The sequence below is a fragment of the Noviherbaspirillum sp. genome, assembly GCF_035654295.1.
In the GTDB taxonomy this organism is placed as follows: Bacteria; Pseudomonadota; Gammaproteobacteria; order Burkholderiales; family Burkholderiaceae_D; genus Noviherbaspirillum.
This window is the reverse complement of sequence record NZ_DASRXF010000084.1, coordinates 25327-49568: the sequence shown is the minus strand read 5'-3', so window position 1 is coordinate 49568 and position 24242 is coordinate 25327. Positions and strand designations below refer to the sequence as shown.

25 protein-coding genes and 1 tRNA gene are annotated in these 24242 nt (G+C 61.7%); 13 read left to right on the top strand and 13 right to left on the bottom strand.

What is annotated here, in order from left to right:
* From VFF99_RS09115 to maiA, 6 genes are all read left to right on the top strand, one after another.
* The coding region (locus tag VFF99_RS09115) for a branched-chain amino acid ABC transporter permease (protein ID WP_325017089.1) at positions 1-856 on the top strand (856 nt) is incomplete at its 5' end.
* A gap of 21 nt (positions 857-877) precedes the next feature.
* Positions 878-2098, top strand: coding sequence for an ABC transporter permease subunit (locus VFF99_RS09110; RefSeq protein WP_325017087.1), 1221 nt, complete (start codon positions 878-880; stop codon positions 2096-2098).
* A 9-nt stretch (positions 2099-2107) separates the two neighbouring features.
* Positions 2108-2878, top strand: coding sequence for an ABC transporter ATP-binding protein (locus VFF99_RS09105; protein ID WP_325017085.1), 771 nt, complete (start codon positions 2108-2110; stop codon positions 2876-2878).
* A complete protein-coding gene (locus VFF99_RS09100; RefSeq protein WP_325017083.1) occupies positions 2878-3603 on the top strand; it encodes an ABC transporter ATP-binding protein in 726 nt (241 codons plus the stop codon). The genes VFF99_RS09105 and VFF99_RS09100 overlap by 1 nt, the downstream gene beginning before the upstream one ends.
* Positions 3604-3734: 131 nt before the next feature.
* Positions 3735-4430 (top strand): fumarylacetoacetate hydrolase family protein, encoded by a 696-nt coding sequence (locus VFF99_RS09095; protein WP_325017081.1) that lies wholly within the window; start codon positions 3735-3737, stop codon positions 4428-4430.
* Between the two features lie 25 nt (positions 4431-4455).
* Positions 4456-5112 (top strand): maleylacetoacetate isomerase, encoded by a 657-nt coding sequence (gene maiA / locus VFF99_RS09090; RefSeq protein WP_325017080.1) that lies wholly within the window; start codon positions 4456-4458, stop codon positions 5110-5112.
* A gap of 7 nt (positions 5113-5119) precedes the next feature.
* On the opposite strand, the gene VFF99_RS09085 is transcribed toward maiA, so the two are convergent.
* The 4 genes from VFF99_RS09085 to VFF99_RS09070 all read right to left on the bottom strand — a co-directional run bounded on the left by VFF99_RS09085 (position 5120) and on the right by VFF99_RS09070 (position 7196).
* Positions 5120-5971 carry a fumarylacetoacetate hydrolase family protein gene (locus tag VFF99_RS09085; protein WP_325017078.1) on the bottom strand — a complete coding sequence of 284 codons (852 nt, stop codon included), beginning with the start codon at positions 5969-5971 and terminating at the stop codon, positions 5120-5122.
* Positions 5972-6379: 408 nt separating this feature from the next.
* Positions 6380-6550, bottom strand: coding sequence for a hypothetical protein (locus VFF99_RS09080; protein ID WP_325017076.1), 171 nt, complete (start codon positions 6548-6550; stop codon positions 6380-6382).
* 87 nt (positions 6551-6637) lie between these two features.
* On the bottom strand, positions 6638-7003 hold the full coding sequence (locus VFF99_RS09075) for a hypothetical protein (RefSeq protein WP_325017074.1): 366 nt from the start codon (positions 7001-7003) through the stop codon (positions 6638-6640).
* 118 nt (positions 7004-7121) lie between these two features.
* Positions 7122-7196 (bottom strand) — tRNA-Arg (locus tag VFF99_RS09070).
* A 151-nt stretch (positions 7197-7347) separates the two neighbouring features.
* Here VFF99_RS09070 and VFF99_RS09065 point away from each other — a divergent pair.
* The gene (locus VFF99_RS09065) at positions 7348-9252 is read left to right on the top strand and encodes an ATP-binding cassette domain-containing protein (protein WP_325017072.1); all 1905 of its coding nucleotides are present in this window, start codon (positions 7348-7350) and stop codon (positions 9250-9252) included.
* Between the two features lie 15 nt (positions 9253-9267).
* On the opposite strand, the gene VFF99_RS09060 is transcribed toward VFF99_RS09065, so the two are convergent.
* A complete protein-coding gene (locus VFF99_RS09060) occupies positions 9268-10107 on the bottom strand; it encodes a SirB1 family protein (protein WP_325017070.1) in 840 nt (279 codons plus the stop codon).
* Positions 10108-10191: 84 nt separating this feature from the next.
* Positions 10192-11742, bottom strand: coding sequence for a murein biosynthesis integral membrane protein MurJ (gene murJ, locus VFF99_RS09055; protein ID WP_325017067.1), 1551 nt, complete (start codon positions 11740-11742; stop codon positions 10192-10194).
* A gap of 211 nt (positions 11743-11953) precedes the next feature.
* Here murJ and rpsT point away from each other — a divergent pair, with 211 nt between their 5' ends.
* Positions 11954-12220 (top strand): 30S ribosomal protein S20, encoded by a 267-nt coding sequence (rpsT, locus tag VFF99_RS09050; RefSeq protein ID WP_325017065.1) that lies wholly within the window; start codon positions 11954-11956, stop codon positions 12218-12220.
* Positions 12221-12349: 129 nt separating this feature from the next.
* Here the strand turns inward: rpsT and VFF99_RS09045 are convergent, their stop codons facing one another.
* Together VFF99_RS09045 and VFF99_RS09040 are read right to left on the bottom strand one after the other, a co-directional pair.
* Entirely contained in the window at positions 12350-12802 is a 453-nt protein-coding gene (locus VFF99_RS09045; RefSeq protein ID WP_325017063.1) for a DUF192 domain-containing protein, read from the bottom strand.
* Positions 12803-12896: 94 nt separating this feature from the next.
* Positions 12897-13088, bottom strand: a complete 192-nt coding sequence (locus VFF99_RS09040; RefSeq protein ID WP_325017061.1) for a hypothetical protein — start codon at positions 13086-13088, stop codon at positions 12897-12899.
* 193 nt (positions 13089-13281) lie between these two features.
* Between VFF99_RS09040 and VFF99_RS09035 the strand changes: the two genes are divergently transcribed.
* Positions 13282-14463: a hypothetical protein gene (locus tag VFF99_RS09035; protein ID WP_325017059.1), complete on the top strand. Its 1182-nt coding sequence runs from the start codon at positions 13282-13284 to the stop codon at positions 14461-14463.
* Positions 14460-15587, top strand: a complete 1128-nt coding sequence (locus VFF99_RS09030) for a HupE/UreJ family protein (RefSeq protein ID WP_325017057.1) — start codon at positions 14460-14462, stop codon at positions 15585-15587. The genes VFF99_RS09035 and VFF99_RS09030 overlap by 4 nt, the downstream gene beginning before the upstream one ends.
* Here VFF99_RS09030 and VFF99_RS09025 read toward each other — a convergent pair.
* The gene (locus VFF99_RS09025; protein ID WP_325017055.1) at positions 15584-16141 is read right to left on the bottom strand and encodes a pseudouridine synthase; all 558 of its coding nucleotides are present in this window, start codon (positions 16139-16141) and stop codon (positions 15584-15586) included. The two genes, VFF99_RS09030 and VFF99_RS09025, sit on opposite strands and share 4 nt — an antisense overlap.
* Before the next feature lie 317 nt (positions 16142-16458).
* Between VFF99_RS09025 and icd the strand changes: the two genes are divergently transcribed.
* Entirely contained in the window at positions 16459-17712 is a 1254-nt protein-coding gene (gene icd / locus VFF99_RS09020) for an NADP-dependent isocitrate dehydrogenase (protein WP_325017053.1), read from the top strand.
* 63 nt (positions 17713-17775) lie between these two features.
* Here icd and VFF99_RS09015 read toward each other — a convergent pair whose 3' ends face one another.
* From VFF99_RS09015 to VFF99_RS09005, 3 genes are all read right to left on the bottom strand, one after another.
* A complete protein-coding gene (locus tag VFF99_RS09015; RefSeq protein ID WP_325017093.1) occupies positions 17776-18408 on the bottom strand; it encodes a response regulator transcription factor in 633 nt (210 codons plus the stop codon).
* Positions 18409-18413: 5 nt separating this feature from the next.
* A complete protein-coding gene (locus VFF99_RS09010) occupies positions 18414-19769 on the bottom strand; it encodes a cache domain-containing protein (RefSeq protein WP_325017051.1) in 1356 nt (451 codons plus the stop codon).
* A 199-nt stretch (positions 19770-19968) separates the two neighbouring features.
* The gene (locus VFF99_RS09005; RefSeq protein WP_324902726.1) at positions 19969-20172 is read right to left on the bottom strand and encodes a cold-shock protein; all 204 of its coding nucleotides are present in this window, start codon (positions 20170-20172) and stop codon (positions 19969-19971) included.
* Between the two features lie 339 nt (positions 20173-20511).
* Between VFF99_RS09005 and clpS the strand changes: the two genes are divergently transcribed.
* Both clpS and clpA read left to right on the top strand, forming a co-directional pair.
* A complete protein-coding gene (gene clpS, locus VFF99_RS09000) occupies positions 20512-20820 on the top strand; it encodes an ATP-dependent Clp protease adapter ClpS (protein ID WP_088710310.1) in 309 nt (102 codons plus the stop codon).
* Complete coding sequence (gene clpA, locus VFF99_RS08995) at positions 20817-23117, top strand: ATP-dependent Clp protease ATP-binding subunit ClpA (RefSeq protein ID WP_325017048.1); 2301 nt, start codon at positions 20817-20819, stop codon at positions 23115-23117. Before clpS ends, clpA begins: the two co-directional genes overlap by 4 nt.
* A gap of 58 nt (positions 23118-23175) precedes the next feature.
* On the opposite strand, the gene VFF99_RS08990 is transcribed toward clpA, so the two are convergent.
* On the bottom strand, positions 23176-24219 hold the full coding sequence (locus VFF99_RS08990; RefSeq protein WP_325017046.1) for an aldo/keto reductase: 1044 nt from the start codon (positions 24217-24219) through the stop codon (positions 23176-23178).
* Positions 24220-24242 lie beyond the last annotated feature (23 nt).

Below are 24242 nucleotides of genomic sequence, written 5' to 3'. Positions count from 1 at the left end.
CACGATGGTGTACGGCGTTCTGAATCTGATCAACTTCGCGCACGGCGATGTGCTGATGATCGGCGCCATGATGGGCGTCACCATCCTCAAGATCCTGCAGACGGTCGCTCCCGACCTGCCCGGCATCGTCAAGCTCGGGATCGCCATCATCGGCGCCATCCCGGCCTGCATTCTGGTCAATATCATCATCGAGCGCGTCGCCTACCGCCGCCTGCGCAACGCGCCGCGTCTCGCTCCGCTGATCACTGCGATCGGCGTGTCGATCCTGCTCCAGACCTTCGCAATGATGATCTGGGGCCGCAGCCCGATCCCCTTCCCGCAAGTCATGCCGTCCGAGCCGTTCACCATCGGCGGAGCGCTGATTTCGCCGACCCAGGTCATGCTGCTCGTGCTTGCCACCGTCGCAATGATCGGCCTCGTGCTGCTGGTCGAGCGTACCCGCATGGGCCGCGCGATGCGCGCCACGGCGGAGAATCCCCGCGTGGCCGGCCTGATGGGCGTGGACGCCAACAAGGTCATCGTGCTGACCTTTGCGATCGGTGCGGCACTGGCAGCGGTTGCCGGCGTGATGTGGGGCGCCAACTACTCGTCGGCCCAGTTCGCAATGGGCTTCGTGCCCGGCCTGAAGGCATTCTCCGCAGCAGTGCTCGGCGGCATCGGTAACATCTACGGTGCGATGGTCGGCGGCATCCTCCTCGGCCTGATCGAAAGCCTCGGCGCCGGCTATATCGGCGACCTGACGGGCGGCTTCCTCGGCAGCCACTACCAGGACATCTTTGCATTCATCGTGCTTATCATCGTACTCACATTGCGTCCGTCCGGCATCATGGGTGAACGTGTTGCGGACCGTGCCTAAGCGCAAGTAGAGGAGAGATTCATGTCAACACTATTCGACGTCAAACAACATCCGCGCAAGGCGTACACGAGCTTTGCGATCCTGGCCATCGTGCTGGTCGCGTTCCCGTTCATTGCCTCCAACTACGGCAATTCCTGGGTGCGCATCATGGACCTCGCGCTGCTGTACATCATGCTGGCGCTCGGCCTGAACATCGTGGTCGGCATGGCCGGCCTGCTCGACCTGGGTTACATCGCGTTCTACGCGCTGGGCGCCTACATGACGGGCCTGCTTGCTTCGCCGCAGTTCGCCACGGTGCTTGAGTCCTTCGTCAACACGTACCCGATGGTGGGTAATGCGCTCATCTGGATATTTGGAGAGGAAGCTGCGAAAAACGGCATACACCTGTCCGTCTGGATGATCGTTCCGCTCGGCGCTGCGCTGGCTGCCTTCTTCGGCGCGCTGCTCGGCGCGCCGACCCTGAAGCTGCGCGGCGACTACCTTGCCATCGTGACCCTCGGCTTCGGCGAGATCATCCGTATCTTCATGAACAACCTGAACGCGCCGGTCAATATCACGAACGGTCCGCAAGGCATCAACCTGATCGACCCGATCCGCATTTTCGGCGTGTCGCTCGCAGGCGAGCCGGGCTCCAATGCGACCGTCAAGTTCCTCGGCTTCTCCATGCCGTCGGTGAACGCGTATTACTTCCTGTTCCTGTTCCTGTGCGCGGCGATCATCTTCATTTCCATCCGCCTGACGCACTCCCGCCTGGGCCGCGCATTCGTCGCCATCCGTGAAGACGAAATTGCTGCCAAGGCAATGGGCATCAACACCCGCAACGTCAAGCTGCTGGCATTCGGCATGGGCGCTTCCTTCGGCGGCGTGGCCGGTGCCATGTTCGCCTCCTTCCAGGGCTTCATCTCGCCGGAATCGTTCTCCCTGATGGAATCGATCGCCGTGCTCGCAATGGTGGTGCTCGGCGGTATCGGCCATATCCCCGGCGTCGTGCTGGGCGGTGTCATCCTTGCCGCTCTGCCGGAAGTCCTGCGCCACGTCGTGGAACCGCTGCAGCGCCAGCTGTTCGGCGCCGTGCTGATCGATGCCGAAGTTCTGCGCCAGCTGCTGTACGGCCTGGCAATGGTCGTGATCATGCTGTATCGCCCGTCCGGCCTGTGGCCGTCGCCGCAGCACGAAGACCGCATGGATGCGAACGCCAAGAAGCGTCTCGACGAGAAAGAACCCACGGCGCTGGCTGCATAAGGAACTTACATGAGCGAACAAGTCATTCTGAATATTGCAGGTGTCAACAAGCGCTTCGGCGGCCTGCAGGCGCTGTCGGATGTCAGCGTCAAGATCATGCGCGGCCAGATCTACGGCCTGATCGGTCCGAACGGCGCGGGCAAGACCACGTTCTTCAACGTGATCACCGGCCTCTACCAGCCGGACACCGGCAGCTTCGAACTCGGCGGCAAGCCGTATTCGCCGTCGGCCCCGCATGAAGTGGCCAAGGCGGGCATCGCCCGTACGTTCCAGAACATCCGCCTGTTCGGCGAGATGTCCGCGCTGGAAAACGTGATGGTGGGCCGCCATGTGCGCACCAAGCAGGGCGTGCTTGGCGCAGTCCTGCACCATAAAGCCGCGCGCGAAGAAGAGGCATCCATCCGCCGCCGCGCGATGGAGCTGCTCGACTTCGTCGGTATCGCGCACTTTGCGCACCGCACTTCGCGCCACCTCTCCTACGGTGACCAGCGCCGCCTGGAAATTGCGCGCGCGCTCGCGACCGAGCCGCAACTGCTGGCCCTGGACGAACCCGCTGCCGGCATGAATGCGACCGAAAAGCTCGCCCTGCGCGAGCTGCTGGTCAAGATCAAGGCTGAGGGCAAGACGATCCTGCTGATCGAACACGACGTGAAACTGGTGATGGGACTCTGCGACCGCCTCACGGTTCTGGACTACGGCAAACCGATTGCGGAAGGCGCACCGGCCGAGGTGCAAAAGAACCCGGCCGTGATCGAGGCATACTTGGGAGGGTCTCACTAATGAGCGAAAACATTCTGAAGATCAGCGGCCTGAAGATTGCCTACGGCGGCATCCAGGCGGTCAAGGGCGTCGATCTCGAAGTCAACAAGGGTGAACTGGTCACGCTGATCGGCGCCAACGGCGCGGGCAAGACGACCACCCTCAAGGCGATCACCGGCACGCTGCCCGGCTGCAAGGTGGAAGGCCAGATCTATTACTCCGGCAGCCAGATCCAGGGCGCGAAGTCGTTCGAGCTGGTGAAGAACAAGCTGGCGATGGTGCCCGAAGGCCGCGGCGTATTTACGCGCATGACCATCCTCGAAAACCTGATGATGGGCGCCTACATCCGCGACGACAAGGGCGGCGTCCAGGCTGACATCGACAAATGGTTCGGTGTCTTCCCGCGCCTGAAAGAGCGCTCCTCGCAGCTGGCCGGCACCCTGTCGGGCGGCGAACAGCAGATGCTGGCCATGGCGCGTGCGCTGATGAGCCATCCGAAGCTCCTGCTGCTGGATGAGCCGTCGATGGGTCTGTCTCCGATCATGGTGGAAAAGATCTTCGAGGTGGTGCGCAGCGTCTCCGCTCAGGGCGTGACCATCCTGCTGGTCGAGCAGAACGCAAAGCTCGCGCTGCAGGCAGCGCACCGCGGTTACGTGATGGACTCCGGCCTGATCACCATGACCGGCAATGCGAAGGACATGCTCGACGATCCCAAGGTGCGCGAAGCCTACCTCGGCGAAGGCTGACGCAAGCACTTCCGTCCTGCACAAACCGCCTTGTTCGCTCCCGCGACAAGGCGGTTTTGTTATGCACCTGCACCCTCGCGCAAGCGCGAATGACAAGTGGCATAATCGTCGGATAACAAGGAGCACACATCATGCAATTTGCCATTCCCCAGCAACCCGCCGCCATCGTTCCCGTCGCCGGCAGCGACGCCGTATTTCCAGTCCATCGCATCTATTGCGTCGGCCGCAACTACGTCGAACACGCCAAGGAAATGGGTGCCACCGGCAGGGAGGCACCGTTTTTCTTCATGAAGCCGGCAGATGCCGTGCTCCCGGTTCCGCACGGTACCGTCGGCGAGATGCCTTATCCCCCGATGACCAGCGACCTGCACCACGAAATCGAACTCGTGGTGGCCATCGGCAAGGGCGGTCGCAATATCTCCGCGGCCAGCGCACTGGAGCACGTCTGGGGCTATGCGGTCGGCCTCGACATGACGCGCCGCGACCTGCAGGGCGAAGCCAAGAAACTCGGCCGGCCGTGGTGCACCGGCAAGGGCTTCGACTTTTCCGCGCCGATCGCGCCTATCCATTCGGTCGCGGAAGCCGGCCACTATGCAAAGGCCGAGATCAAGCTCGATGTGAACGGCGCAAGCCGTCAGAAGAGCGACGTCGAAAAGCTGATCTGGAATGTCGCTGAAACCATCGAACACCTGTCCAAGTACTATGAGCTGCGTCCCGGCGATCTGATCTTCACCGGTACCCCGGAAGGCGTCGCCGCGGTGAAACAGGGCGACCTGCTCGAAGGCGCGATTACTGGATTGGGTGAGTTGAAGGTCCGCGTCGTTTAACGCTCACGACTCCGGAGGCATCGGCATGAAACTGTACAGCTACTTTCGCAGTTCAGCGTCCTACCGCGTGCGGATCGCGCTGAACCTCAAGGGACTACCTTACGAGACCGTCCCTGTGCACTTGCTTCGCAACGGCGGGGAGCAGTTCAGCCCGGCATACAGGAAGCTGAATCCCGATGCGCTGGTACCTGCGCTCGTGGATGAGGCGGATGGCGGGGAAAGGGCGCTGACCCAGTCGCTCGCCATCATCGAGTATCTCGAAGAAACGCACCCGACGCCGCCGCTGCTTCCAACCGATCCGCTCGACCGCGCTTTCGTGCGCGGCATCGCGCTATCGATCGCCTGCGATATCCATCCGATCAATAACCTGCGCGTGCTGCGTTACCTCGTCCGCGATCTGAAGGTCAGTGAAGACGACAAGAACGCGTGGTACCGGCACTGGTGCGAACAAGGGCTGGCCTCGCTGGAGACGATGCTTTCCAGGGACAGCCGTACCGGCCGATTCTGCTACGGCGACGCGCCTTCGCTGGCCGATTGCTGTCTCGTCCCGCAAATCGCCAACGCACAGCGGCTGAACTGCGATCTTTCCGCGATGCCCACGCTCATGCGTATCAACGAGGCCTGTCTCGCCCTCGATGCATTTGCGAAGGCGGCGCCGGCCAGGCAGCCGGACGCCGAATAGGGCCGGCTTATCCGGCCTTGTAGGCAATCACGGTCTGGCGTTGCTCGCCCAGGCCGTCAATCCCGAGGACCAGCTCGTCGCCGCGCTTCAGGAATTGCGGCGGCTTCATTCCCATGCCGACGCCCGGCGGCGTGCCGGTGGTGATGATGTCTCCCGGCATGAGCGTCATGAAGCGGCTGACATAGCTGACCAGCTTCGCAACCGAAAAAATCATTTTCCGCGTATTGCCCGACTGGACGCGCTTGCCGTTCAGGTCGAGCCAGAGATCGAGGCGCTGCGGATTGGGCACTTCGTCGCGCGTGACCAGCCAAGGGCCGACCGGGCCGAAGGTGTCGCAACCCTTGCCCTTGTCCCATTGCGTTCCGCGCTCGAACTGGTATTCGCGTTCCGACACGTCGTTGACCACGCAGTATCCGGCGACGTGGGAAAGGGCATCCTTTTCGCTGACCGAGCGTGCAATGGTCCCGATCACGACGCCGAGCTCGACTTCCCAGTCGGTCTTCTTCGATCCCCTCGGCAGCATGATCGGATCATCAGGGCCGCATAGGGAAGACGTCGCCTTCATGAAGATGATCGGCTCCTTCGGGATTGCCAGGCCGGCTTCCTGCGCATGGTCCGAATAGTTCAAGCCGATGCCGATGAATTTCCCCACTTGTGCGAGAGGAACGCCGCGCCGCGGATTGCCGCGCACCAAAGGCAGGGACGCCGGCTTGATCCTGGCCAGCCTGGCCAGCGACTTGTCCGAAAGCTGCTCCGGACCGATGTCCTCGACGACAGCGGACAGGTCCCGCAGCCGGCCCTCCTCATCGATCAATCCCGGCTTTTCCTTGCCGATGCGGCCGTAACGTACCAGTTTCATGCATTCTCCTGATGATGTTCTTATGGGTTTCCGAGAGGGAAATCGAGAAGGCAATATAGGTGCAGCGCCGACGCTTGTCCATAGCGTTGCGCAAAGGGAGGCGGGGATCGGGCTTATTGCCCAGGGGCGGGCAATGAAATGAGAGACGGCCGGCAAAGCCGGCCGCCCTGTGCTTTCGCTTTGGGTGGTGTTCTACAGGACCAGGAAAATCAGCGATAAACCGGCCAGCATCGCACCTTCCATCAGCATCACAACGAACGGGATTTTCATCTTCGTCCTCCTTCCAAAAGACAAGTCTGGTGGCTCGATGAAACCTCTCAGTCGTTAGTCAGGGTCGGACAGGCAAAGTTCGCCCTTTCGCAGCAATACGTTGGTGCGAACCTGGATCGCGCGAGGCGCGGGTACGGGCTAGTGCGGAGCGGGAGGGATGATGAGTTTCCCGAGAAGGCTGAGGCGTTTCGACACTTCGGAGACGCTTTCCGGACGGTCTTGTTCTGCGGCATCCCCGGCCTGGGTGTCATCCGGCTCGTCGTTTGTAAGTGCGGGGGCAACCGGCTTCTGGTTCGGCAGTGTCGGCATGTGTAACTCTGGTGAAGAGGGATAGAGCCATCTTACTGCCGGCATCCCGCCGCATCTTGAGTTTCGTCATTTGCCGCCGCGCGTTGCTCAGCGGCTCCAAACCGTGCCCGACCAGCCTGGACCGCCCATCTGCGAACCGGCTCCATTGCCGCTGCGCAGCCGCTGCCGTCCGCCGTGGCTGTGCGGATGCCGGCGGAAACCGCCGCCGGATTGGATATGCATGTTGAACGACGGGGCCGGGGCGACGTAGACCGGCGGTGCCACATACACCGGCGGCGCGACATAGACCGGAGCCGGGGCGTGGTAGTAGACAGGAGGCGTACTGTAATGGGTTACCGGCCCATGAATGTACTCGGTCGCGGTGATGTGGTGCACCGGACGCGTCTCATAGACCGCGCAGCCTGAGAGCAGGGCAGCAAGTGCGATAGCGGAAGGTGCGAGTAGTCTGGTCATGGTACGGATTCCCTCTCCATTGAGTATAGGAATACCGCTTGCCCGGCCGAAGAAAGTTACGGATGGTTACATTCTCGCGGTCCCGGGAGGACCGGACATGGTGCTAGGGAAGGGGAATTGGTCCCGCCGACAGGAATCGAACCTGTATCTAGCGCTTAGGAGGCACTCGTTCTATCCATTGAACTACGGCGAGACGCTTGACCGGCTGCATGACAGCCAAGGCAGGATTATAGCCGAGACCACGGAGATAAATGGTCTTTCCGCCATCGCAATCGGTACAATGCGTGCTTCTTCTCTCATTTCGGTCGCGCGGACACGCGGCGCGGCCTGCAACCTGCGTATCTATGGCTGTCATTTCCCTTACCAACGCCCAACTCGCATTCGGGCACGTCGCCCTGCTTGACCACGCGGAATTTTCCCTCGAGGCCGGAGAGCGCGTGGGCCTCATCGGCCGCAACGGCACCGGCAAGTCTTCGCTGCTGAAGATCATTGCGGGCACGTCGAAGCTGGACGACGGCCTGCTGGTGATGCAGCAGGGGATCAAGATCGCCTACGTCGAACAGGAGCCGGCATTCTCGGCCGAGGACAGCGTGTTCGACGCCGTGGCCGCGGCCATGCGCGAGACGCAGCAACTGCTCGATGAATACAACGGCCTGACGGCACGCCTCGGCGGGCACGAGGACGAGGCCCTGATGGACCGCCTGCATAGCCTGCAGGCGAAGCTCGACGCCGCCGACGCATGGAGCCTGGGCAACCGCGTCGAAACCATCCTGGCGCGGCTGAACCTCGACAAGAACGCGGTGATGAGCACGCTTTCCGGCGGCACGCAGAAGCGCGTAGCGCTCGCCCGCGCACTTGTCGGCGCACCCGATGTGCTGTTGCTCGATGAGCCGACCAACCATCTCGACTTCAATTCCATCATCTGGCTCGAGGCCCTGCTGCGCGAATTCAAGGGCAGCATCCTGTTCATCACCCACGACCGCTCCTTTCTCGACAACGTCGCCACGCGCATCGTGGAACTCGACCGCGGCCGGCTGCTGTCCTTCCCCGGCAACTTCAGCGCATACCAGGCGCGCAAGGCGGAGCAGCTCGAGATCGAAGCGATCGAGAATGCGAAGTTCGACAAGTTCCTGGCGCAGGAGGAGGTGTGGATCCGCAAGGGGGTGGAAGCACGCCGCACGCGCAACGAGGGGCGGGTGCGCCGGCTCGAGGATTTGCGCGTCAAGCGCAGCCAGCGGCGCGATCAGCAGGGGCAGGTGAGACTGGATGTATCGGAAGGCGAGCGCTCGGGCAAGATCGTTGCGGAACTGACCGGTATCCACAAACGCTTCGGCGACAAGGTAATCGTGCGCGATTTCAGCGCCACCATCCTGCGCGGCGACAAGGTCGGCCTGATCGGCCCCAACGGTGCGGGCAAGACCACGCTGCTCAAGCTGATTCTCGGCGAGGAAACGCCCGATGCGGGAACGGTGCGGCAGGGAGCGCGACTGCAGGTCGCCTACTTCGACCAGATGCGCGCACAGCTGAACGACGAGGCCAGCCTCGCCGATACCATTTCGCCCGGCAGCGACTGGGTGGAGATCAACGGGCAGCGCAAGCATGTGATGAGCTACCTGGGCGACTTCCTTTTTGCGCCGGAACGCGCGCGCTCCCCGGTCAAGTCGCTCTCCGGCGGCGAGCGCAACAGGCTGCTCCTGGCGCGCCTGTTCGCCCGTCCGGCCAATGTGCTCGTGCTCGACGAACCGACCAACGACCTTGATATCGATACGCTGGAGCTGCTCGAGGAATTGCTGGAGGATTACAGCGGCACCGTATTCCTCGTCAGCCACGACCGCATGTTCCTCGACAATGTGGTGACGCAGGTCATCGCCGCCGAGGGCGACGGGCTGTGGAGGGAATATGTGGGCGGCTACAGCGACTGGGAACGCGTCCGTCCTCAACAGGCGCCGTCTGCGAAGCCGGCGGCCAAGCCGGAAAGCAAACCGGTCGAAAAAACCGCGGCGCAAAATGCGCAGAAGCCGAAGAAGCTCAGCTACAAGGAGCAGCGCGAGCTCGAAACCCTGCCCGGCCTGATCGCCGGGTTGGAGGCGGAGCAGAAAGCGATCTCGGAGCAACTGGCCGACCCGGAACTGTACCGCCAGCGTCCGGACGAGGTTCAGAAGCTCAATGCGCGCTTTGCGGAGATCGACGAACTGCTGATGGAAAACCTCGAAAAGTGGGAGGCGATCGAGGCCAAGGCCAAGGGGTGAAGGCTTGAACCGATTTCAGTTCATGCGCCGGGAGGCTTCCCGCAGCTCGGGCAGCTTGCTGCGCAGGACTTCCGCATCCGAAGCGTATGGCCGCTCGGCCAGGTACGCTTCGAGATCGGCCAGCGCGGCCTGCGGGCACTCCAGGTTGGCATAGGCGAGGCCGCGGTCGCGCCGCTCGGTGATTTCGTCGGGCAGGAGGATCAGCAGGCGTTGCTGGACGCCAAGGACGCGCTGCCACCGCATGTGCTCGACGAACAATGCCTTCAGGTTGCGCAGCATGCGCACCAGGATTTCCCGCGGATGCGCCGCATGCAGGTAATACGACAGCGGTATCGCACCCGGGTAGCTGTGATGCTCGAAATAGGGCTCGAGCCGTTCTTCCAGTTCCTCCCGCGAGAGGCTCACGCCGTTGAACGGGTCCAGCACGATGTCGCCCGACTGGATCGACAGCTTCATCAGGAAGTGTCCCGGGAAGGAAATGCCTTTCACGTCCAGGCCGATCTGCTGCGCCAGTTCCATGTACAGCACCGCGAGTGAAATCGGGATGCCGCGCCGCGTCGTGATGACCCGGTGCAGGTAGCTGTTGTCCGGGTCGTAATAATCGTTCACGTTCCCGGCAAAGCCGAGTTCGCGGTAGAAGAAATGATTGAGCATGCGCAGCTTCTGCACGCTGGAGGCATCGGGTGCGAGGCGCCGTTGCAGCCTTGCCGCCATCTGATCCACTTCTGCTTGGGTTGCTGCCAGGTCGAGCTGGGGTTCGACGTCCTGCGCGATGGCGAGCGCCGCCTCGAAGAGTGGAATGGAGTCGTCCTCCTGTACGAGCGACGCAAAGTAGTCGAGGGATTTGATCACCATACAATGACCATCATAAACCATGACGCCGCCAATGAAAGGGCGGTGCGGCAAGGCGAGGGATAAATTTGGGAGCCCGGAATTGCCTCAGACGGAAACGCGTTTGAAGTCGCGGAAGCGGAATCCCATGACGATCAGCGCACCGAAGTAGGTGATGCCGCAGGCCAGCATGACGAGCGTCAATGCGCCCACTCGCTGGAGCGGGCGGTCCTGCATCCCTACCCAGTCGAAATGTCCGGCCGTCCAAAGCGCGACGCCGGCCAGCAGGAACAGCGCGCCGGTCAGTTTCACGAGGAAAAGTCCCCAGCCCGGCAAGGCTTCGTAGATGCCCTTGCGGCGTAGTCCCCAGTACAGGAAGGCGGCGTTCAGACAGGCGCCCACGCCGACCGACAGCGCCAGTCCGGCATGCGCAATCCAGGGCACGAACAGGAGGTTCATCAACTGCGTTGCGATCAGGACGCCGATGCCGATCTTGACCGGGGTGCGAATGTCCTGTTTCGCATAGAAGCCCGGAGCGAGGATCTTGACCACGATCAGGCCGATCAGCCCGACGCCGTAAGCGATGAGCGCGCGGCCGGTCATGGCGACTGCCTGCGAATCGAATTTTCCGTAGTGGAAGAGCGTCGTGGTCAAGGGCTCCGACAAGGTCAGCAGTCCGACCGCCGACGGCAGGGCGAGCAGGAAGGTCAGCCGCAGGCCCCAGTCCAGCAGCGAAGCGTACTCGGTGTGATCGCCCTGCGAATGCGCTTTCGACAGGCTGGGCAGGAGAATCGTGCCGAGTGCAACGCCGAGCAGCGCGGTCGGGAATTCCATCAGGCGGTCGGCATAGGACAGCCACGACACGCTGCCGTTTTCGAGACGGGAGGCGATGTTGGTGTTGATGATGACGCTGATCTGCGCGACAGACACGGCGAGGATGGCCGGCACCATCTGCTTCAGCACCCGCCGCACGCCGGCGTCGGCCAGCGCGGCTTTCAGGTTGATGCCGATGCGCGGCAGCATGCCGATCTTGCGCAGGGCGGGCACCTGGATCGCGACCTGGAGGATGCCGCCGACCACGACCGCAAGCGCCAGCGCATAAACCGGCTGCTCCATGTAGGGTGCAACGAGCAGCGATGCCGCGATGAACGACAGGTTGAGCAGCACAGGCGTGAAGGCGGGTACCCGGAACTGGCGCCAGGTATTCAGGATGCCGCCCGCCAGCGCGACGAAGGCCATGAACGCGATGTAGGGGAACATGATGCGCGTCATCACCACGGATGACGCGAACGCTTCCGGGTCCGACTTCAGGCCGGTCGCAATGAAGTAGACAATGACCGGCGCACCGGCAATACCGAGCAGGCAGGTCAGGATCAATGCCCAGACCAAGGCGGTTGCGACATGATCGGTCAGTTCCTTGGTCGCCGCATCGCCTTTCTGGTTCTTGTATTCCGCCAGGATGGGCACGAAGGCTTGCGAAAACGCGCCCTCGGCGAACAGCCGGCGCAGCAGGTTGGGAATGCGGAAGGCGACGAAGAAAGCGTCGGTGTAGGCGGAGGCGCCGAAGGCGCGAGCGATCAGCAGCTCGCGCAGCAGGCCGGTCACCCGCGACAGCATGGTCATGCCGGAGACCGTCGCCAGCGTTTTGTGCAGTTTCATGGGGCGCAATTATAGCCGGTCGACATGGGCCGTCACGGGGTGGCCGCTGCCGTCTTGTGCAGGCGCAGCAAGAGCGGGGCCGGGTATCGCGGTGAAAATGCGCTAAACCACGGGATGCATTGCCCGTTTCCCAAAACAAGGTTATACTCAGCGGCTTTACAGAATTTCGTATCGCATTTCGCGAAGCCCGATTTCGATTTAGGAAACATTCATGGCAAATACCGCACAAGCGCGCAAGCGTGCTCGTCAAGCAGTCAAGCAAAACGCACACAACTCCAGCCAGCGCTCCACGCTGCGCACGGCAATCAAGGCCGTCCGCAAGGCGATCGAGGCAGGTGACAAGGCTGCTGCGGCGCAAGTATTCCAGCGTTCCGTTTCGACGATCGACCGTATCGCCGACAAGAAGATCATCCACAAGAACAAGGCTGCTCGTCACAAGAGCCGTCTGGCTGCTGCCCTGAAGGCGCTCGCCGCCTAAGGTGCCCGTTCCGCCGCGCTTATCGCGGTGGCAAGCCCGGAATAAACAAACCCGCGAGGTTGAGGCCTTGCGGGTTTTTGTTGTTTTCGCCTTGTTCGGGTATTGCGCCTCTCGCGCGCGGTCATCCGGTCAGCGTGGCAGGCCCTCGATCGTCATGCCCGGCTTGATGTTCTTTTGCCGGAACCACCCCTGGTTCATTTCCAGCGCGTAACGAATCGGCTTTTTCGCGCAATGCGAATCCGTCGTCTGCGGCTGCATGTCTTCAATGTTGACAATCTTGCCATGGTCGTCGATGAAGGCGACGGACAGCGGGATGTAGGTGTTCTTCATCCACATGCAGACCGAAGCAGGCGCGCCGAAGTTGAACACCATGCCTTCGTTCGGCCCCATCTTCTCCCGGTACATCAAGCCTTGCTGTCTTTCAGCCTCGGTGGCCGCGACTTCCGCCCGGATGACATGCATGCCTGCGTTCAAGGTGATGACGGGGAAACGGGAGGGCTGCTGTGCGGCAGCCATCGGCGCGATGGCTCCCAGCAGTGCTGCGGCGAGGGAAGTCAGGGAAATCAGCGGACGTGCGGTCATGGGTCTATTGCAAATGTTGATCGTGTTGCTCCGGATGAGAGCATAAAACAAAAAAGGCAGGACGCGCCTGCCTTTCTCGCACCGCGGACGCTGATTACTTGGCTGCGGCGGCTTTCTTGGCCTTCTTGGCTTTCTTCACCTTCTTCGCCTTGGGCGCCGAAGCGTCGGCGGCTGCGGCCGGCGTAGCGGCCGGAGTAGCCGGGGTCGCAGGCGCGGCAGCATGGCTGGCGGCGAACGCAGCAGTGGCAAACAAACCGGCAACGAGAGCAGCGATCAGTTTCTTCATTTTCTTATCCCTGTGATGGAGGTTGATGGAAACCACGATTCTTTCGAATCAAAGTGATTAACGATTCGGCATGAGAGTCGTTGACAGGAAGCGCGTCTGTATTTCCCTTGCCGAAATTGCAGTCCTGTCAATCTTGTTGCTATGATCCGGGCATCCGGTGGCCTCGCGCCGCTAACGATCGTCCTGGATCCCCATGAATTCTTGCCTCTTCGCGGCCCTGCTGGCGCTGTCCTTCCTCATGCCATGCGCCGGCGCCGCTCCCTATATACCTGCCTCCGATGCCCAAGTCCTGGAGCGGCTGCCCTTCAAGCCGAACGACCCTGTGGCGCGCGAGCTGGCGGAACTGCGCGCAGCCGTGCGGCGCGACCCGCGCAACCTTGATGCCGCTGTTGCGCTGGCGAAGCGTTACTACGGCCTGGTCGGCGAAGATGGCGATCCGCGCTACCTGGGATATGCGCAAGCGGCGCTCGCGCCGTGGTGGGACATGCCATCGCCGCCCGCCGAGGTGCAAGTCCTGCGGGCCAGCATCCGCCAGTTCCGGCATGACTTCGACGGGGCAGTCGACGATCTTACCCAAGTGCTGGAACGCGAACCGCGTCACGCGCGGGCGCTGGCCCTGCGCGCCATCATTCACATCGTCCAGGCGCGCTATGGCCTGGCACGCTACGATTGCCAAGCACTTCAGCAAGCCGGCAATTCCCTCGTGGGCCTCGGATGCGAGGCGATGGTCGATGGACTGACCGGGAGGGCGGGGCCGGCATACGCTACCTTGCAGGCAGCCGTGTCCGGGCAGGCCGGCCTCGCATCGGAGGAGATGCTGTGGCTCCAGGTGCGCCTGGCCGAGCTGGCGCAGCGCCAGGGGCGCGACGACCTCGCCGAATCGCATTTCAAGCAGGCCCTCGCGCAAGGCATACCGGACACATTCATGCTGGCCGCCTATGCCGACTTGTTGCTCGATAAAAAGCGCCATGCGGAGGTGGCCAGCCTGCTCAAGGATAAATCACGCTCCGACGTCCTGCTGTTGCGGCTGGTCTTTGCCGAACGGGCACTGGCGCTGCCGACGGCCAAAGACAGGGAGGCGGAACTCGCCGCCCGTTATGAGGCTTCCCGTATGCGCGGTGAAACCGTCCACCAGCAGGAAGAGGCGCGCTTCGCGCTCCAGGTGCGCAATGACGCCAAGACGGCACTCATGCTTGCCCAGGAAAACTGGAAAGCGCAGCGGGAACCGAGAGATGCACGGATTTTCCTCGAAGCGGCGATTGCCGCAAAGGACCCCGCCGCTGCACAGCCGGTGCTGCAATGGATGGATGAAAGCAGGATCGAAGATGCAAGCCTGAGCAACCTTGCGCGGCAACTGAAGGGAGTGCGCAAGTGAGCGCCCGGTTGCTGCTGGCGATCGTTTTCGTCCTGCTCGCGCTGCCCGCCCGGGCGCACAAGCCAAGCGACAGTTACCTGACCCTTGTCACCGACGGCATGGCAATCGACGCGCAATGGGACATCGCCCTGCGCGATCTCGACTTCGCCATCGGCCTCGATACCAACGGCGACGCTGAAATCACCTGGGGCGAGCTGCGCGCCAGGCACGAGGAGATCGCGGCCTATGCCTTGCCACGGCTCGCCATTTCTACGGAGGGGAGGGCGTGCCCGGCGACCCTGACGCAGCATCTGGTCGACGACCACACCGACGGCGCTTACGCCGTGCTGCGCTTTCGCGCCGAATGCGGCGGCCCGTTCCGCGTCCTGCACCTGCGCTACGGCCTGTTCTTCGATCTCGATCCCCAGCACAAGGGTTTGCTTCGCCTGGAATACCAGGGCAAGTCCACCACCGCCATTTTCGGCACCGAGAAGGCAAGCCAGGAATTCAGTCTCGCTGCGCCGAGCAGGCTGACCCAGTTCATCGACTACGTCGGCGAAGGCGTCTGGCATATCTGGATCGGATTCGACCACATCCTTTTCCTGGTGGCGCTCCTCCTGCCAGCGGTGGCATATCGTTTCCGTCAGGAGTGGCGCCCGGTCGATGCCTTCCGTCCGGCATTCTGGAATGTCTTCGGGATCGTGACCGCGTTCACCGTCGCCCATTCGATCACTCTGACGCTCGCCACGCTTGGCGTCGTCAATCTGCCGTCGCGGCTGGTGGAATCGGTGATTGCCGCCTCGGTCGTGATCGCCGCGCTCAACAACCTTTACCCGATCTTCAGCGAGCGCCGCTGGATGATGGCCTTCGCGTTCGGCCTCGTGCACGGCTTCGGGTTCGCCAGCGTGCTGGCCGACCTCGGCCTGCCTTCCGATGCGCTGGTCCTGGCGCTGGTGGGATTCAATGCCGGCGTCGAGCTGGGGCAACTGGCCATCGTCGCAGCCTTCCTGCCGCTCGCCTACGCGCTCAGACGCACCGGCCTCTACCGGCATCTCTTGCTCACAGGAGGCTCCTTGCTGATCGCGCTGCTGGCGGGAATCTGGCTGGCCGAGCGTGCGTTCGACCTCGCGCTCCTGCCTTCCTAGCTGAGCTCGGAAGGCGACACCTCGCGCAATTCCCCGGGCCACACCGGGTGGGTGGCCAATGAGAACGGACCGATCGCGATGCGCACCAGGCGCAATGTCGGGAGACCCACTGCCGCGGTCATCCGGCGAACCTGCCGGTTCTTTCCTTCCGCAAGCGTGATCGCCAGCCAGTGCGTCGGCTTGTTCGCCCGGTGGCGGATCGGCGGGTCGCGTTCCCACAGCCAATCCGGGGCTTCGATTTCACTGACCTTGCTTCGTTGCGTGACGAAATCGCCGAGGTCCAGCGGCCCTGAAAGGCGGTCAAGCGTCGTGCCGTCCGGCTCGCCCTCGACCTGCGCGATGTAAGTCTTCGGCTGCTTGCTGTCCGGATGACTGATGCGATGCTGCAGTTTCCCGTCGTCGGTGAGCAGGACGAGGCCTTCGCTGTCGGCGTCGAGGCGGCCCGCGGGATAGACGCCCGGAACATCGATGTAATCCGCCAGCGTCTTGCGCGCGGGGTGGGGTGAGAACTGGCACATCACCTGGAACGGCTTGTTGAACAGAAAGAGCGCCATGCAATCTCGAAAAAGGTAATCGTGGTCAAGGAGGGCGTATTTTACGCTTTGAATGTGCCGGATTTTGGAGCTAATCTGGTAGGCGTCGCAGCTGGACCCTCCCTTCGCAGATCGCCTGTGTTTCCGCTTGTCCGGAGACGGGTTGACGTTTTTGCACGAGTATTGGAAGGAAGTAAAAACTATGGCATCCCGTAAAATACTAGTGCATAATACGAAATGTGGTCTTATGTCTTATATAAGACCGGAGCTTCGCTTTAAAACAAAAATTTAAAGTCAGGAACGGTCTTCTCTTTTCCTCCCCAACCCCGGAGCCTACGATGTACCAACATATCAAAGTGCCTGCCGACGGCAAAAAAATCACAGTCAACGCCGACTTCTCCCTGAATGTTCCCGACAATCCGATCATTCCCTACCTGGAAGGTGACGGCACGGGCGTGGACATCACCCCGGTCATGATCAAGGTGGTCGACGCGGCTGTCGCGAAGGCCTACGGCGGCAAGCGCAAGATCAGCTGGATGGAAATCTTCGCAGGTGAAAAGTCGACCAAGGTCTACGGCCCGGACGTGTGGCTGCCGGAAGAGACCCTGGGTGCGCTGAAGGACTATGTTGTGTCGATCAAGGGCCCGCTGACCACTCCGGTCGGCGGCGGCATCCGTTCACTGAACGTCGCGCTGCGCCAGGAACTCGACCTGTACGTCTGCCTGCGCCCCGTACGTTACTTCAAGGGCGTGCCTTCGCCGGTGCGTGAGCCGGAGAAGACCGACATGGTCATCTTCCGCGAGAACTCCGAAGACATCTATGCCGGCATCGAGTGGGCAGAAGGTTCCGACGGCGCCAAGAAGGTCATCGACTTCCTGGTCAAGGAAATGGGCGTCAAGAAGATCCGCTTCCCGGGCACTTCCGGCATCGGCGTCAAGCCGGTCTCGCGCGAAGGCACCGAGCGCCTCGTGCGCAAGGCGATCCAGTACGCGATCGACAACGACAAGCCCTCCGTGACCCTGGTCCACAAGGGCAACATCATGAAGTACACGGAAGGCGGTTTCCGTGACTGGGGCTATGCACTCGCACAGAAGGAATTCGGCGCCGAGCTGATCGACGGCGGCCCGTGGTGCAAGTTCAAGAATCCGAAGACCGGCAAGGAAATCACGATCAAGGATTCGATCGCCGACGCGTTCCTGCAGCAGATCCTGCTCCGTCCCGCAGAGTACAGCGTGATCGCCACGCTGAACCTGAACGGCGACTACATCTCCGACGCGCTGGCTGCGCAGGTCGGCGGTATCGGCATCGCCCCGGGCGCCAACATGTCCGACTCCGTCGCCATGTTCGAAGCCACCCACGGCACCGCACCGAAGTACGCCGGCAAGGACTACGTGAACCCGGGTTCGCTGATCTTGTCCGCGGAAATGATGCTGCGCCACATGGGCTGGGTCGAGGCAGCGGACCTGATCATCACCTCGATGGAAAAGTCGATCACTTCGAAGAAGGTGACCTACGACTTCGCCCGCCTGATGGACGGCGCGACCCAGGTGTCGTGCTCCGGCTTCGGCGACGTGATGATCTCGAACATGTAATTCGCGCCAGAAGGACAAAAAAGGCCGGACAGTCGTCCGGCCTTTTTTTATGCTCGCCCGCGTCTACTTGATCTGCGTCTGTTCGAGCGCGAAGCGGATCAGGTCCGCCTGTCCCTCGATGCCGAGCTTGCGCTTGATATTCAGGCGATGGGTCTCCACGGTGCGCACGCTCAGGTTCATTTCGCGTGCGATATGCTTGTTCGACTTTCCGGTGGCGATGCATTGCAAGACTTCCCGCTCGCGCGGCGTCAGCAGCAGAGCCGGCGGCATGGGCCGCGAAAGCTGTTTGGCCAGCCCGGCGCTGTAATAGATCCCCCCCGACATGACAGTGTCGATTGCCGCGATGATGTCGGTTGCCGGCGCGTCCTTCAACACATACCCGCGCGCGCCGGCCTGGATGGCCTGCATCACATACTCCGCCTTGTCATGCATGCTCAGCATGAGCACCGCGATCTCCGGATACAGCGTATTGAAGCGGCCGGTCAGCTCGATGCCGTTCATCCCGCCCGTCAGGTTGATATCCATGAGCGCGAGATCCACGTTCTGCTTGCCTGCCTGCTCCAGCGCCTCGGTGGCACTGCCGGCCTCGGCGACCACGCTGAAGTGCGGAATCGTTTCAAGGCGAGCGCGCAATCCGTCGCGCACCAGCGGGTGGTCGTCGACCAGGAGAATATGGACAAAGGGCTGGTTAAGCATATCGTTCAAGACCGGGGGAGGGTTGCTGTGACTTGCGTACCGGCGACGGAGGAGGCCATTTCAAGCTTGCCGCCGATCGCATTGACGCGTTCATGCATGTTACGCAGGCCGATTCCGCGCTTCGGGTGCTGGGCGATGTCGGCGACATCGAAGCCGACGCCGTTGTCCGAAACCACCAGCCTGACGCTTGTTTTGCCGCCTTGCAGACGTACACCGGCCTCGGAGGCATTGGCATGGCGCTTGATATTAGTGAGCGCTTCCTGGGCAATCCGGAACAGGACCGTATTGGCTACGTCGTTGAGGCCCTCGATGACACCCTCCAATTCGAAGCGCGTGGCAATGCCGGTGCTCTCGCTGAATTCGCGGGCGAGGTGGTCCAGTGCAGGAGCGAGTCCCAGGTCGTCGAGAAGGGCGGGGCGCAGGTCGTGCGATATCCGCCGGACCTCGCCGAGCACGTCGTTGAGCTGGTTTGCCGCCCGATCGAAGGACGCCCGCGCGACCTCCGGCTTGTTGGCCTGCGCGACCAGCTTGGCAATTCCTGACTCGACCTGCAGCTTGATCGATACCAGCCACTGGCTGATGCCGTCATGCAGGTCGCGCGACAGGCGGGCACGCTCCTCTTCCTGCGAACGCACGACGCGCTGCGCAAGCACGCGCAGCTTGGCGTCCGCGACGCGGTACTCGCTGATGTTCAGCGCCACGCCCGAGAGCGCAATCACCAGGACGCTGGCAATGGCGATGCCGGCGATCCACAACATCGTGTTGCGGATATTTCCGGAGATTTGCGTGTCTATCTTCGCCAGCGCCGCGTCGACGTCGTCAAGGTAAATGCCGGTGCCGAGCATCCATCCCCAGCGGTCCACCTTGACGACATAACCGAGCTTCGGGGCGACTTTCCCCGACGAGGGTTTTTCCCACAGGTAGCGGACATATCCGCCGCCGGCTTTTGCCTGTGCGACAAGGCGCTGGATGGTCGGACTGCCTTTCGTGTCACGCAACTCCCAGAGATCGCGGCCGACGAGTTGCGGCTGGCGCGGGTGCATCAGGTTGCGGCCTTCGAGGTTGTACAGGAAGAAATAGCCGTCATCGCCGTAGTCGAGCTTGGCGAGAATGGCCTTGGCTTCCTCTTTCGCAGCGTCATCGTTGCGGCCGGAGTCGACCAAGTGGGCGATAGAACGCTCGGCAAGGGACACGTAATGCTTGAGTTCCGTTTCCTTGCTCGCAAGGTAAGCCGCCTCCACCGACGCCCGCTGCTGCTGCGCAAGGATGGTCGCCTGGTAGCGTACCGCGAGCGCAATGGCGATCAGGGCCACGATGAGCGGCGCGATCGCGAGGACGATGATCTTGTGGCGGAGCTTCATGGGGCGTTACTTTACAGCCATTTGTACCGTAAGCGCCTACAAGTTTTTACGGAAATCCACGCCGTGTGGTAACTACAAGCCGTGTGTAAATTTCGCGCGGTGAAGAGCAGGAGGGAGTGAAGGCGACAGGTGAAGAAGGGCGGGCGAAAAAAAACCCCGCAGTTGCGGGGTTTTTGTGCTCTTGCCAATCGCGGGGTGATTAGGCGCCCTGGATATTGGAAGCTTGCTTGCCTTTCGGGCCTTGCGTGACTTCGAACGAAACCTTCTGACCTTCTTTGAGGGTCTTGAATCCTTGCATCTGGATTGCGGAAAAGTGCGCGAACAAATCTTCGCCGCCGTCATCCGGAGTGATGAATCCGAAGCCTTTCGAATCGTTGAACCACTTGACGGTACCTGTTGCCATAAAAGCGTCTTTCATTTAATGACTAATCACACGAGCCGTAAAAGCAAGAAGCCTCGCGACACGCTGCCCCCTCTTTATAACTTGCTCACTTCGTATTGACAATACCATAACGCTTGTGTTGTCAATCGATACCATTGTTCCTTCAAAAATTATAAAAGTCAAGGCGGTGTCAAGGCGTTTTTTGACATATTACAAGGAAATTGCACATGAATACGCCTTGATTTCGCGCATTTCAGCATCATCTGCGCTCTGTGCCGAAACGGCGTAATATCAAATATACCGATGGAATATCCTTTTCTTTCGCGCATAGCGCCCGGTTGGACGTTTTAGAATAGACGAATGGCAACTCAGCACGATAACGGTACGGTACTTGCTAGGCAGGAGCAGAAGCTCAAACCGCCGCCGATGTACCAGGTCCTGCTTCTTAACGATGACTACACACCCATGGAGTTTGTCGTAGCGATCATTCAAGAGTACTTCAACAAGGATCGGGAGACCGCGACGCAGATCATGCTCAAGGTTCACCGCGACGGCAAAGGAATGTGCGGCGTCTATCCAAAAGACATAGCGTCCACTAAAGTAGAATTAGTTTTAACCCACGCCCGAAAAGCAGGACATCCCCTGCAATGCGTGATGGAGGAAGCATGATTGCGCAGGAACTCGAAGTCAGTTTGCACATGGCGTTCGTCGAGGCTCGCCAGGCCCGCCATGAGTTCATCACAGTGGAGCACTTGCTGCTCGCGCTGCTCGACAACCCGTCGGCAGCCGAAGTATTGCGTGCGTGCGCAGTCAATATAGAAGACCTGCGCAAGACGCTGACCAATTTCATCAACGACAACACACCGACCGTGCCCGGCACGAGCGAAGTGGACACGCAGCCGACCCTCGGCTTCCAGCGCGTGATCCAGCGCGCGATCATGCACGTGCAGTCGGCGTCCAACGGCAAGAAGGAGGTCACCGGCGCCAACGTGCTGGTCGCCATCTTCGGTGAAAAAGATTCCCATGCCGTGTATTACTTGCACCAGCAAGGCGTGACCCGCCTCGACGTCGTGAATTTCATTTCGCACGGCGTCCGCAAGGACCAGCAGGCCGATTCGCAAAAATCGCCGGAAGGTACGGAGGATGCGCAGGCCGAAGGCCAGCAGAAGGAAAGCCCGCTCGACCAGTTCACCCAGAACCTGAACAAGCTCGCTGCCGAAGGCAAGATCGATCCGCTGATCGGCCGCGAGTCGGAGGTCGAGCGCGTCATCCAGACGCTGTGCCGCCGCCGCAAGAACAACCCGCTGCTGGTGGGCGAGGCCGGCGTTGGCAAGACGGCAATTGCGGAAGGCCTCGCATGGCGTGTGACCCAGGGCGATGTGCCGGAAGTGTTGCAGAACGCTGTCGTGTATTCGCTCGACATGGGTGCCCTGCTGGCGGGGACCAAGTATCGCGGCGATTTCGAGCAGCGCCTCAAAGCGGTGCTCAAGCAGCTGCGCGACAACCCGCACGGCATCCTGTTCATCGACGAGATCCACACGATCATCGGCGCCGGTTCCGCCTCGGGTGGTACGCTCGATGCCTCCAATCTGCTGAAGCCGGCGCTCTCGAGCGGCCAGCTGAAGTGCATCGGTGCAACGACCTATACCGAGTTCCGCGGCGTGTTCGAGAAGGATCACGCGCTGTCCCGCCGCTTCCAGAAGATCGACGTGACCGAACCGACCGTCGAGCAGACCGTGCAGATCCTGCGCGGCCTGAAGTCGCGCTTCGAGGAGCATCACGGCGTGAAGTATTCCGCTTCCGCACTCACCTGCGCGGCGGAGCTGTCTGCACGGTTCATCAACGACCGTCACTTGCCTGACAAGGCGATCGACGTGATCGACGAAGCGGGCGCGGCGCAGCGCATCCTGCCGAAGTCGAAGCAGAAGAAGACCATCGGCAAATCCGAGATCGAGGACATCATCTCCAAGATCGCGCGCATTCCTCCGCAGACGGTCAACCAGGACGACCGCACCAAGCTGCAGACGATCGAGCGCGACCTGAAGAATGTCGTGTTCGGCCAGGATCCGGCGATCGAAGCGCTGGGTTCCGCGATCAAGATGGCGCGTGCCGGGCTGGGCAAGATGGACAAGCCGATCGGTTCCTTCCTGTTCTCCGGCCCGACGGGCGTCGGCAAGACCGAGGTGGCCAAGCAGCTCGCCTTCATCCTCGGCATCGAGCTGATTCGCTTCGACATGTCCGAGTACATGGAGCGCCATGCGGTGTCCCGCCTGATCGGCGCGCCTCCCGGCTATGTCGGCTTCGACCAGGGCGGCCTGCTGACCGAGGCCATCACCAAGAAGCCGCACGCGGTGCTGCTGCTCGATGAAATCGAAAAGGCGCATCCGGATATCTTCAATATCCTGCTGCAGGTGATGGACCATGGCACGCTGACCGACAACAACGGTCGCAAGGCGGACTTCCGCAACGTGATCATCATCATGACCACGAACGCGGGGGCCGAAAGCCTGCAGAAGCGCACGATCGGTTTCACCGAGAAGAAGGAATCGGGCGACGAGATGGCGGACATCAAGCGCATGTTCACGCCCGAGTTCCGCAACCGTCTCGATGGCATCATCAGCTTCAAGGCACTGGACGAAGAGATCATCCTGCGCGTGGTGGACAAGTTCCTCATGCAGCTGGAAGAGCAGCTCCACGAGAAGAAGGTGGAAGCCATCTTCACCGAGAACCTGCGCAAGTACCTCGGCAGGAAGGGCTTCGACCCGCTCATGGGCGCGCGTCCGATGTCCCGCCTGATCCAGGACATGATCCGCAAGGCGCTGGCAGACGAACTGCTGTTCGGCCGCCTCGTCTCCGGCGGCAAGGTCACGGTGGACCTCGAAGAGAACGAGCAGATCAAGCTCGAATTCGCCGAGAACGATGCGCCGCCGCCGTCCGCGCCCGAAGAGACGCTGGAAGTCGAATAAGCCTACCCAAGCTTACTCAGGCGAGCCCGGATCCGCGAAAGCGATCCGGGCTTTTTTCTTACTGGGCGGGATTGGTGATCTCGCGGTGAATGGCGTTGATGGCGTCGATGACCGAGTCCGGCAGGCGCACCGCAAGCGCATCGATGTCTTCCTGCAGTTGCGCCATCGTGGTGGCGCCGATGATGGTCGAGGACACGAAGCGGCGCGAATAGCACCAGGCCAATGCCATCTGTGCGGGCGTCATTCCGTTCGCGCGGGCGAGGGCGGCATAGCGTTTTGCCGCTTCGGCCACCGATGGCCGGAGATAGCGCGGGCTCCAGTTGGGCGGGAAGATCGTCAGCCGTCCGTGCGCCTTCGGATCGTCGAGATACTTCGCGCTGAGCTGGCCGAATGCAAGCGGGCTGTAGGCCAGCAGGCCGACGTTCTCGCGGTAGCACACTTCGTCGAGCCCGTTCTCGAAGCTGCGGTTGACGAGGTTGTACGCGTTCTGGATCGACACGATGCGCGGCAGGCCGCGGTTTTCCGCCTGCTTGATGAATTCGCACACGCCCCACGACGTTTCGTTCGACACGCCCACGTAGCGGATCTTCCCCGCCTTGATCAGGCCGTCGAGCGCGGCCAGCGTATCCTCGACTGCCGTGCAGGGGCGCTCCTTGTCGGGATCGAATGCGATCTGGCCGAAGATCGGTGCGTTGCGGCTGGGCCAGTGCAACTGGTAGAGATCGATGTGGTCGGTCCGCAGCCGCTGCAGGCTGCTGTCGACCGCCGCACGAAGGTTGGCTGCGTCGAAGTCGCTTTCTCCGTTGCGTATCCAGGTCATGCCGCGCGATGGTCCGGCCGCCTTGGTGGCGAGAATGATGCGGTCGCGCTTGCCGGATTTCTTCAGCCAGCTGCCGATGTGGCTCTCGGTGCGCCCCGTCGTTTCCGCGCGCGGCATGACGGGATACATCTCGGCCGTGTCGATGAAGTTGATACCGCGCTCGAGCGCGTAGTCGAGCTGGCTGTGCGCCTCGGCCTCGGTGTTCTGTTCCCCGAAGGTCATGGTGCCGAGGCAAATCCTCGACACCTGGAGGTCGCTGTTGCCCAGGGTGATTTTTTCCATGGTCGTCTGTCAAAGGCGCTCCA